Below are 11,386 nucleotides of genomic sequence, written 5' to 3'. Positions count from 1 at the left end.
AACGGTCTGAGGGATGTCAAGCCCTGGTAAGGTTCTTCGCGTTGCGTCGAATTAAACCACATGCTCCGCTGCTTGTGCGGGCCCCCGTCAATTCCTTTGAGTTTCAGTCTTGCGACCGTACTCCCCAGGCGGAGTGCTTAATGTGTTAACTCCGGCACCGAAGCCTGTCGACCCCGACACCTAGCACTCATCGTTTACGGTGTGGACTACCAGGGTATCTAATCCTGTTCGCTCCCCACACTTTCGTGCCTCAGCGTCAGTAGCAGTCCAGAGAGCCGCCTTCGCCACTGGTGTTCTTCCTAATATCTACGCATTTCACCGCTACACTAGGAATTCCGCTCTCCTCTCCTGCACTCAAGTCTTGTAGTTTCAAAAGCTTACCTCGGTTGAGCCGAGGGCTTTAACTTCTGACTTACAAGACCGCCTACGCACCCTTTACGCCCAGTAAATCCGGACAACGCTCGCCCCCTACGTATTACCGCGGCTGCTGGCACGTAGTTAGCCGGGGCTTCCTCCTAAGGTACCGTCAAATTTCTTCCCTTAGGACAGAGCTTTACGACCCGAAGGCCTTCATCGCTCACGCGGCGTCGCTGCATCAGGGTTTCCCCCATTGTGCAATATTCCCCACTGCTGCCTCCCGTAGGAGTCTGGACCGTGTCTCAGTTCCAGTGTGGCCGATCGCCCTCTCAGGCCGGCTACCCATCGTCGCCTTGGTAGGCTTTTACCCTACCAACTAGCTAATGGGACGCGGGACCATCCTATACCACTAACGTTTTGACCCATGTATCATGGGATACTAGGGTTTTATGGGGTATTAATCCCGGTTTCCCGAGGCTATCCCCCTGTATAGGGCAGGTTTCCCACGCGTTACTCACCCGTCCGCCGCTTTCCACTATTTAAATCACCCGAAGGTTCAATAAATAGCTTCACGCTCGACTTGCATGTGTTAGGCACGCCGCCAGCGTTCGTCCTGAGCCAGGATCAAACTCTCAAATTAAAAGTTTTGTTACCTGTCACTCAATGTGACGCTGGTGTTAAATGTTTTTCATCTCAAATTAATATCTGGGATGTGCTTGACTTGCACTGTTTAATTTTCAAAGACCAAACTTGTTTGTTACGACTCTTAATACTATAACAGATTTTTTATAATCTGTCAAGAATCTTTTTGAATCTTTTTTCAAGATAACCTCCAAATCAATTTGGAGCTACCCCTGTATCGACTTGTCGTTTTTGTTGACGACTCTTAACACTATATCAAATCTTTAATCTTATGTCAAGGAATTTTAGAAATTACTTTTATTTCCTAAATCATATCTTTTCCCAAGACAACGAATATTATTCTAACACCTTTATTTAAAGAATAGATAATAGAGAATAAAGAATAGATATGGTTATTTTACTCCCCATGGTCGTAAAATTTCATCATAATAAAAAAAAAACACAAAGTGGCCTTTGGCCACTTTGCACCTTATCTATTCTTTATTCTCTATTATTTATTTTCCAACGGTTTCATAGTAGGGAATAGTATAACGTCTCTAATTGATGACTGATTTGTAAATAACATAACCATTCTATCTATACCTATACCAAGGCCACCTGTAGGAGGCATTCCTACTTCCAGTGCATTTACAAAGTCATAGTCCATCATATGGGCCTCATCATCTCCAGCTTCCCTCTTCTTAGTTTGAGCTAAAAATCTTTCTTTTTGATCTATTGGGTCATTTAACTCAGAGAATGCATTACCTGCTTCACTTCCACAAATAAAAGGTTCAAACCTGTGGGTATACTTAGGATCTTCCGGTGATTTTTTAGCTAATGGTGATATATCAACTGGATGATGGGTAATGAATACTGGTTGAATTAATTTATCCTCAACATATTCATCGAATACTTCACTTATAATCTCACCAATAGTTTCATTGCCTTTTAACTCTACCCTAAGTTTTTTAGCCTCTTCCCTTGCTTTTTCCACATCATCTATACTATCAAAGTCGACTCCAGTATGCTCTTTAACTGCATCAACCATTCTTACCCTTGGCCATGGGGGAGTTAAATCTATTTCTTGTTCTTGATAAGTAATCTTAGTTGCCCCTGTGACTTCTTCTGCCACATGGGCATATAAACTTTCAACTAACTCCATCATGCCTTCATAATCTGTATATGATTGATATAACTCAAGTAATGTAAATTCAGGGTTATGACTTGCATCCATCCCCTCATTTCTAAATACTCTACTCATCTCGTATACCCTATCAAATCCACCTACTATAAGCCTTTTAAGGGGAAGTTCAAGGGATATTCTTAAGTACATTTCTATATCTAACGCATTATGGTGTGTTATAAATGGTCTTGCCGATGCCCCTCCAGCTAATGTTGATAAAACAGGAGTTTCAACTTCTAAGAAATCCTTGTTATCAAGATATTCCCTTATAGCCTTCATTATCTTTGATCTTTTTATGAATGTTTCCTTTACTTCTGGATTAACTATCAAATCAACATACCTTTGTCTATATCTTAAATCTGGATCCTTAAGTCCATGCCATTTTTCAGGTAATATTTGAAGGGACTTAGATAATAGTACTACTTCTTTTCCCCTTACTGATATTTCACCTTTTTTAGTTTTAAATATTTCTCCCTTTACTCCTATAATATCTCCTATATCGTAGGTTTTTAATAACTCATAGTCTTCTTCTCCTATAAGATTCACTTTAGCAAATAGTTGTATCCTACCTTCACTATCTTGTATATCATAGAAACCTACCTTACCTTGACCTCTTCTTGACATGATTCTTCCAGCTATACTTACTTCTTTTCCTTCCATTTCATCAAAATTATCTTTTATATATTGACTTTTATGACTTACATCATACTTCTCTATCTTAAAAGGGTCTCTTCCCATTTCAATTAATTTATTTAACTTTTCCCTTCTTAAAAGAAGCATTTCATTTAAGTTACTTTCATCATTCATCATAACGTTTACCTCCTAATTACCTATTAATCTCAATTACCTCATATTTAATTACACCGTCTGGTATTTGTACCTCAACTACTTCTCCAACTTTACTACCTATAAGAGCTTCTCCTACCGGAGACTCGTTGGATATTTTACCTTCATAAGGATCTGATTCAGCTGAACCAACTATGGTATACTCTATCTCTTCATCGTATTCTAGGTCCTTAACTTTAACTTTATTCCCTACATTAACTTTATCTAAAGATATCTCATCTTCTTTTATTACCCTAGCATTTCTTATCATATTCTCTAACTTAGCTATTCTTTCCTCTAGTTGCGCCTGCTCATTTTTTGCTTCATCATATTCCGAATTCTCACTTATATCCCCAAATGCCAAAGCTGTTTTTATTCTTTCAGCCACTTCTTTCCTCTTAACTGTTTTAGCTTCCTCTAGTTCGTTTTCTAACTTTTCTAACCCTTGAGCAGTTATAAAAATTTCTTTCCCAGCCACTTTAACTCTCTCCTTTTTCTGTATTATTATTTTTTGAATTAAAGGTATCTATAAATAAACTGTTTATATTTGTATATTGATCCTTATAGTTAAACTATTTATATCTTCATATATGTTGAATATTATAATTTAGTAACTTTACATTGTCAAGACTTTATCTATGGTTTATTTCTAACATTTTACATGGAATTTTGACATATTATTTTTATTATTTAAAAATAACTTAGACATTTCTTCAATAGTATACATCTTTTTATTTACCATTATCTTAGCAAAATGTTTCAAATCTACTTTGTCATTAAGGTTATCATATATATTTGATGTAACCTCTTTATCCATTTCAAACTCTTCTGTATCTGAATTCACGTTGCTTTTATTAACTAAGATAAAGTCTTCAATGCTTCCCACATCTTTTCTCTTATCATTTAAATTCCTAGATACTTTTCTACTATTAGATAAATCAAATATCATCGTATTTTTATTTATTCTATAGGGATTAATATCTATGTTATTATTTAAATTTATTATAACTTTATATTTTTTTAAATCTTTAACGGTTTTCACAGTTTCTATGGATAAGCCATAATTAAAAAGTATCTTTCCTTTCATTTTCATACCGAAGTTACAATCTTCACATACTAAAGATAAATAATTAACCTTATCGGCTAAACTATCAATTACTTCACTTGTATCTTCACTATCATCCCCTATTATTAATATATTTCTCTCATATAAATCAATATCATTATACTCACATATTCTCATTAGTACATTAGGTAATAATTTCACTTTAATCCATCTTCCATATGGCACCTTTAAATTAGTTTTCTTCTCAATATCAACAACTTCACTATATTTAAATTCATATATATTATCTAATAAAATAGTTTTAGTATTTTCCTTTTTCAATAGGTTGACACTATCTATTAATTTATCTATATAATTTTTTCTATCATCGACTTCATTAGTTATATTAATCCCCACTCCAACTCCTAGTATACTATCTCTGTTTTCTCTGGAGTATTTACATACTACTCTAGGCTTTATCTTGTTTTTGAATTTAATCAATAAAGATGTGGGAACCAATTTGTATTTATTATTACTTAAAAACTTTTTATATAAATTAGGTCTTACTATATATATAAATTCACCCTGACAAAATATATCCCCCCCACTACTAGACTTTTGTATATTTTATAGTCTATTATATGACTTAGTAGCTATAGGTATGCAAGCTCTATTTCACTATACTTTCAATGTAGCTATAAAGAGCTTCTTTCATTTCTTCTTTTTCTGATAATCTATTAATCTCATTTCTCATTTCTGCGGAATACTTCATACCCTTTATATACCAAGCTATATGTTTCCTCATCTCTTTCACAGCAATTACTTCTTTTTTATAATTACACATTAACTCTAAATGCTTTATTGCCATTTCAATTTTTTCTTTATCAGTAGGTTCTGGTGAGGTTTTTCCTGTTTTTAATAGCTTTTCTGTTCTTTTAAATATCCAAGGGTTCCCTCTACAGCCTCTACCTATCATTATACCGTCACAACCTGTATAGGTCATCATTTTTTTCCCATCTTCCGGTGTAAAAACATCTCCATTACCTATTACAGGTATTGATAAATTGTCCTTTACATCCTTTATAATATTCCAGTCTGCAACCCCAGAATAAAACTGCTCCCTTGTTCTACCATGGATAGTTAATATTTGGGCTCCAGATTCCTCGGCTATTTTAGCTATCTCTATGGCATTAATATTATCTTCATCCCAACCTTTTCTTATCTTAACTGTTATAGGCTTTTTTGATACCTTAACCACACTACTTACAATATCTCCAACTAATTTAGGAGTCTTCATAAGGGCACTTCCATCGCCATTTTTCACTATTTTAGGAGCTGGACAACCCATATTTATATCTATAATATCTATATCTTCTCTGTTATTTAGATTATCCTTTACTATCTTAGCCATAATATCTGGATCAGAACCAAATATTTGAACTGCCGTAGGTCTTTCTTTCTCGTTAATAAGCATTAACTTTTCCGTCTTTTTATCTTTATAATAAAGAGCCTTAGCACTAACCATCTCTGTAAATATAAGCCCTGCACCCATCTCCTTACATATACCTCTAAATACCACATCAGTAACACCGGCCATAGGAGCTAAAAATATATTGTTATCTGTTATCACATTCCCTATCTTCACCTTATCACTCCATTCTACCTCTATATCCTAGTAACTTTAAAAGAAACAAGCAGCTTTACCTAGCTACTTGTTCCTTTCATAGATTATTCTTAACCCTTCTAGTGTCAAATATTTATCTATATTATTTATGGTTTCAGATTCACTTGCTATTAATTTTGATAATCCTCCAGTGGCCACTACTGTTTTAACCTCACCCTTTAATTCTTTCTTCATTTTTCCAACAATAGCATCCACTAATCCCGCATATCCATATACAATACCAGCTTGCATACTACTTTTAGTGTTCTTACATATAACACTATTTGGCTTTGATAATTCAACCTTAGGTAGTTTAGCTGCCCTACTAAATAATGCTTCACTGGATATTCTTATGCCTGGAGTTATGGCACCTCCTAAATATTCTCCCTCTTTAGATATTGCACAAAAAGTTGTAGCGGTGCCAAAGTCAACTACTATTAGAGGTCCTCCATACTTCTCATAGGCAGATACTGCGTTAACTATTCTATCTGCTCCCACTTCCTTTGGGTTATCATACTTTATATTCATCCCAGTCTTTATACCTGGTCCAACTATTATGGGTTTTTTATCACAATACTTAATACTCATAGCCTCTAGAGAGTACATTAACGTAGGCACAACCGAGGATATAATAACAGCTTCCATGCTTTTTAAGTCTAGATTGTTATATTTAAATAATTCATTAATAAGAACCCCATACTCATCTGATGTTTTATTTTTGTCTGTTGATATTCTCCAGTCCTTTATGAGTTTACTTCCGTCATAAACTCCCAAAACAATATTTGTATTTCCTACATCAAAAACTAAAATCAAAACTTCACCTTCTTTTCTTTATTATAGCCTTAAATATATTCAATATCCATAAAGATAAACCTATCTAATACAATTTCATATTAATTCTAACAATTTTCTAAAACTTATTCAACATAAATATTTATTATATATATCCCTCTAATCCCCTAACGGATATTTCACCAGATATTATTTTTTTTATATTGCCATTAACATCTTTAACAAGTAACTCTCCATCCTCAGTAACATCTATAACTTTAACCTTTTCTTCAGTTCCCCTAGATATTAACCTAACTTCCTTATCTATAATTTTTGAACCCTTCCTACATATCTCTATGGACTTGCTGATGCTTCCACTACTTAGAAAATCATTATAAAGAACTTCAAACTTATTTAATATATCTGCCACAAGATGTTTTCTCGAAACTTTTTTGCCTAATACCGCTTTAATAGAAGTAGCTATGGGCTTAACTTCCTCTGAAAAATCTTCAGCTTCTGCATTTACGTTTATACCTATGCCTATAACAACATAATTTATTTGATTAAGTTCCCCACTCATCTCTGTTAATGTTCCACTTACTTTCTTACTATTCAATATTATATCATTGGGCCACTTTATATAAGGCTTAAGACCAATTTTACTAATCGCTTCCCAAACCGATGCAGCTCCAATTTGGGTTATTTTACTAGCATCCACAGGATTTATATCTGGTTTTAATATTATTGACATCCATATACCCTTCCCCTTAGGAGACTGCCATTGTCTTCCTAATCTTCCTTTTCCTAAGGTCTGTTCCTCTGAGATTACTATAGTTCCTTCCCCTTCTCCCTTTGATACTAACTCTTTTGCTCTTGTATTAGTAGAGTCTATTGTATCATAGTGAAATATCTTTTTCCCTATATAGTCTGTTTTTAGGAGATCTTTTATTTCCTCATATGTAAGAACATCGGGACTAGAAATAAGTTTGTACCCCTTTCTTGAAACAGATTCTATTTTATATCCTTCTTCCTTTAATCCATTTATATATTTCCATATGGAAGTACGACTAACATTTAATTTATCGCTTATTTTTTGTCCTGATATAAAATCATCAGTATTTTTAAGTAAATTAAGTATATCTTCTCTCAATTTCTCACACCCCTTTTACTGTTATCATCATCTAGAAATTATTATATCACTTGTTTTAAAATAACGCAGAGTTTAAAGATAATTAGTTGGGGGATTACGAATCCCCCAACAACTAAATAGTGCAAAGTACAAGGTACAGGGTATAAAATAAAAAACTTAGTGGCAAAGCCACTAAGTTTTTTTATTTCTACTTTCTTCTTTAATATACTATCCCACATAAAACATCTTAAGCAATAATCCTGCTGCCACTGCCGAACCAATAACTCCCGCTACGTTTGGTCCCATTGCATGCATTAATAAGAAATTGGATGGATTAGCTTTTTGTCCCTCTTGCTGGGCAACTCTAGCTGCCATAGGTACAGCAGATACCCCTGCTGCCCCTATAAGAGGGTTTATCTTACCTCCACTTAATTTATACATTATTTTACCAAATAATACTCCTGTGGCAGTCCCTATTGCAAAGGCTACAAGCCCCAAACCTAATATTCCTAATGTCTGTAATGTTAAGAACTCTGTTGCATTCGCCTTAGCTCCAACAGTAATCCCTAAGAGAATTGTTACTATATACATTAATGAATCTTGAGCAACCTCTGCTAATTTCGGTACCACACCCGATTCTTTTATTAAGTTACCAAACATAAGCATACCTAGTAAAGGAGCTGCATCAGGTAGTATTAATATAGTAATAAAAGCAACTACTACAGGGAAAATAATTTTTTCCTTTTTTGAGACCGGCCTTAATTGCTCCATCTTTACTTTTCTTTCCTCTTCTGTAGTAAATAACTTCATTATAGGCGGCTGAATAATCGGTACTAAAGCCATATAAGAATAGGCTGCAACTGCTATAGGTCCGAATAAGTGGGGAGCTAATCTACCTGTTAAGAATAGGGCTGTAGGTCCATCTGCCCCTCCTATTATAGATATAGCTGCTGCTTCTGCACCTTTAAAACCAAGTAATATTGCCCCTATAAAGGTAAAGAATATACCAAATTGGGCAGCTGCACCTAGTAATAAACTTCTAGGGTTTGCTATAAGGGGTCCAAAGTCTGTACCTGCTCCAACACATAGAAATATAAGGGCAGGGTAGACACCTTTATCAGTTCCCCAATATATATAATGTAATAATCCTTCATCTCCCATTAGATTGGCACCGGGCATATTTACAAGTAGCATTCCAAATGCAATAGGTATTAATAGATAGGGCTCCTTCTTCTTAGCAATTCCCACATATAAAAGGATAATTGCCGCAATAAACATAACAAGGCTTTTCCATTCCCCATCAAATATCCTATATATACCGGTACTTGTCCAAAATTCCTGAAGTATCTCTAACATTTAGGTTACCTCTCTTTCTAAGTTTAGTTTTATTATTCAAGAGAAATTATAGGGTCCCCTGCGTTTACAGATGCTCCCTTTTCTGCGTTTATCGCCGATACTGTACCAGCCCTTGGTGCAACTATTTCATTTTCCATTTTCATAGCTTCTAGTATAGCTAAAACCTGACCTTCGCTAACACTATCCCCTTCATTTACCTTTACATCTAAAATAGTTCCCGGCATAGGCGCTTCCACTGTTTCAGCTCCTTGTGGTACAGCCTTAGCCTTTGGAGCCTCTTTCTTCGGTGCTGGTTTAGATGGTTTTTTTGGTGCTGATTTTGGTCTACTTTCAGTTTTTGTTGATACAGTTGGTGCACTTATTGTACTATCTCCACCTACTTCTTCCACTTCAACCTCATAAGTTTTCCCATTAACAGTTATATTATATTTTTTCATTATTTTGCCTCCCTCATAACAATGTTTTTATTAGAAATTACGAGTTTGTTCCTGTATACCTGCCTTCGCCCAAGCTGATGTACTTTGGGGAACCCTTGTTATATTTTTTATCCTTATGTCTGAAACTGGTCTTGATAAACTTTGAGCTATTGCAGCTGCTATAACTGCAACTAATTCTTCATCGTCATTATCTTCTTTGACCAATTCTTCTTTAGGTTTAGTATTTTTATCTATAGCTTTTATAGGTTTCTTTTTATCTTCCTTATAAAATAAAGTTTTAAATCCTTTAAGAATTAAAGAAAGCAATACTAAAGTAGCAAAAACCACTACCATACTAACTATAGCAATTAGTACAGCCCCTAAAATTCCGTTTTGTTCTAACAATTTTTCGCCTATTTTCAACTTATCCAAAATATCACCTCTTTTTATCAGATAGCCTATACTGGCATGTTTCCATGCTTTTTAGAAGGTCTACTTTCACGCTTAGTTGAAAGCATATCAAAGGCACTTATTATCCTTTGTCTTGTTGTCATAGGTTCGATTACATCATCAATATATCCTCTAGATGCCCCGACATATGGATTAGCAACAGCTTCTCTATATTCTTCTATTTTCTCAGCTCTAGTCTCAACTGGATCATCGGCATTTTGTATATCTTTTCTAAATATAATGTTCGCTGCACCCTCAGGTCCCATTACAGCTATCTCTGCTGTTGGCCATGCCAGTACCATATCTGACTTTAAGTGTCTACTACACATAGCTATATAGGCACCGCCATATGCCTTTCTAAGAATTACCGTAACCTTAGGCACTGTTGCTTCAGAGTATGCATAAAGCATTTTAGCTCCGTGTCTTATAACTCCCCCAAACTCTTGGCCTGTTCCCGGTAAAAATCCTGGTACGTCAACAAGGTTTAATAGGGGTATATTAAATGCATTACATGTTCTAATAAATCTTGAAGATTTATCCGATGCATTTATGTCTAAACATCCTGCCAATACCTTAGGCTGATTTGCAATAACTCCCACTGAACGTCCATTAAGTCTAATAAATCCGGTTAAAATATTTTGGGCATAATATGGTTGTACTTCGAAAAATTCACCACCGTCAGCAAGCTCCGATATTATTTCTTTCATATCATAGGGTTTATTTGGACTATCGGGTATTATTTCATTTAATTTTTCACTAATTTTATTCATATCATCTTCAGTATCAAATACCGGTGCTTCCTCCATATTATTTGATGGTAAAAAGCTAAGTAATCTCTTTATATTTTCTATACATTCTTCTTCATTATTTTCAACAAAGTGAGCCACACCGCTGGTTTTATTATGGGTCATAGCTCCACCTAATTCTTCAGCCGATACCTTTTCTCCCGTTACAGTTTCAATAACTGCAGGTCCTGTTATAAACATTTTACTAGTTTTATCAACCATAAATATAAAGTCCATTAGTGCTGGAGAATAGGCTGCTCCACCGGCACAGGGCCCCATTATGGCAGAAATCTGGGGAATAACACCCGATGCAGCCGTATTGTTATAGAATATATTCCCATATCCAAATAGTGCATCTATTCCCTCCTGAATCCTTGCTCCACCGGAGTCATTGATACCTACGATAGGTGCCCCCATCTTCATTGCCATCTCTTGAATTTTACATATTTTCTTAGCATGCATCTCCCCAAGGGTTCCACCTATTACAGTAAAATCTTGAGCAAACACATATATAAGTCTTCCATCTACAGTACCATAACCGGTAACTACCCCTTCTCCAGGAGTCTTTTTCTTTTCTAGACCAAAGTTTGTAGACCTATGTTCAACAAAGGTATCAACTTCAATAAAGCTCCCTTCATCAAGCAAAAGATCAATTCTTTCTCTAGCTGTTAATTTACCCTTACTATGTTGCTTTTCGATTCTCTTTTCTCCACCGCCAAGTTTAACTTTTTCTTTGGCAGCCCTTAGTTGTTCTATTTTCTCCTTAGCCATTTTAAACCTCCTCA

10 protein-coding genes and 1 rRNA gene are annotated in these 11,386 nt (G+C 35.2%); all 11 read right to left on the bottom strand.

Going from position 1 to position 11,386, the window contains the following annotated elements:
• Nucleotides 1–997, bottom strand: a 16S ribosomal RNA gene (locus V6137_RS10335); the annotation flags it as partial.
• Between the two features lie 492 nt (nt 998–1,489).
• Nucleotides 1,490–2,971 carry a lysine--tRNA ligase gene (lysS, locus tag V6137_RS10330; RefSeq protein ID WP_425447849.1) on the bottom strand — a complete coding sequence of 494 codons (1,482 nt, stop codon included), beginning with the start codon at nt 2,969–2,971 and terminating at the stop codon, nt 1,490–1,492.
• Between the two features lie 16 nt (nt 2,972–2,987).
• Entirely contained in the window at nt 2,988–3,464 is a 477-nt protein-coding gene (gene greA, locus V6137_RS10325) for a transcription elongation factor GreA (RefSeq protein ID WP_425447848.1), read from the bottom strand.
• A 171-nt stretch (nt 3,465–3,635) separates the two neighbouring features.
• Nucleotides 3,636–4,532, bottom strand: a complete 897-nt coding sequence (locus tag V6137_RS10320; RefSeq protein ID WP_425447847.1) for a hypothetical protein — start codon at nt 4,530–4,532, stop codon at nt 3,636–3,638.
• A 169-nt stretch (nt 4,533–4,701) separates the two neighbouring features.
• Nucleotides 4,702–5,676 carry a tRNA dihydrouridine synthase DusB gene (gene dusB / locus V6137_RS10315; protein ID WP_425447846.1) on the bottom strand — a complete coding sequence of 325 codons (975 nt, stop codon included), beginning with the start codon at nt 5,674–5,676 and terminating at the stop codon, nt 4,702–4,704.
• 63 nt (nt 5,677–5,739) lie between these two features.
• Nucleotides 5,740–6,507, bottom strand: a complete 768-nt coding sequence (locus tag V6137_RS10310) for a type III pantothenate kinase (protein ID WP_425447845.1) — start codon at nt 6,505–6,507, stop codon at nt 5,740–5,742.
• Nucleotides 6,508–6,631: 124 nt separating this feature from the next.
• Nucleotides 6,632–7,615: a biotin--[acetyl-CoA-carboxylase] ligase gene (locus tag V6137_RS10305; RefSeq protein WP_425447844.1), complete on the bottom strand. Its 984-nt coding sequence runs from the start codon at nt 7,613–7,615 to the stop codon at nt 6,632–6,634.
• A gap of 207 nt (nt 7,616–7,822) precedes the next feature.
• Nucleotides 7,823–8,950 (bottom strand): sodium ion-translocating decarboxylase subunit beta, encoded by a 1,128-nt coding sequence (locus V6137_RS10300; RefSeq protein ID WP_425447843.1) that lies wholly within the window; start codon nt 8,948–8,950, stop codon nt 7,823–7,825.
• A gap of 32 nt (nt 8,951–8,982) precedes the next feature.
• The gene (locus V6137_RS10295; protein WP_425447842.1) at nt 8,983–9,387 is read right to left on the bottom strand and encodes a biotin/lipoyl-containing protein; all 405 of its coding nucleotides are present in this window, start codon (nt 9,385–9,387) and stop codon (nt 8,983–8,985) included.
• 30 nt (nt 9,388–9,417) lie between these two features.
• A complete protein-coding gene (locus V6137_RS10290) occupies nt 9,418–9,798 on the bottom strand; it encodes an OadG family protein (RefSeq protein ID WP_425447841.1) in 381 nt (126 codons plus the stop codon).
• 26 nt (nt 9,799–9,824) lie between these two features.
• Entirely contained in the window at nt 9,825–11,372 is a 1,548-nt protein-coding gene (locus V6137_RS10285; RefSeq protein WP_425447840.1) for an acyl-CoA carboxylase subunit beta, read from the bottom strand.
• Nucleotides 11,373–11,386: the final 14 nt, after the last annotated feature.

It is taken from the genome of Dethiothermospora halolimnae, from assembly GCF_037577855.1.
GTDB lineage: Bacteria > Bacillota > Clostridia > Tissierellales > VENL01 > Dethiothermospora > Dethiothermospora halolimnae.
The sequence above is the reverse complement of the archived record's forward strand: the minus strand, read 5'-3'. Positions and strand labels throughout refer to the sequence as shown.

Coding starts and splice junctions, on each gene's coding strand:
- lysS (WP_425447849.1), bottom strand. CDS start 2,971: ATGATGAATGATGAAAGTAACTTAAATGAAATGCTTCTTTTAAGAAGG.
- V6137_RS10300 (WP_425447843.1), bottom strand. CDS start 8,950: ATGTTAGAGATACTTCAGGAATTTTGGACAAGTACCGGTATATATAGG.
- V6137_RS10295 (WP_425447842.1), bottom strand. CDS start 9,387: ATGAAAAAATATAATATAACTGTTAATGGGAAAACTTATGAGGTTGAA.
- V6137_RS10285 (WP_425447840.1), bottom strand. CDS start 11,372: ATGGCTAAGGAGAAAATAGAACAACTAAGGGCTGCCAAAGAAAAAGTT.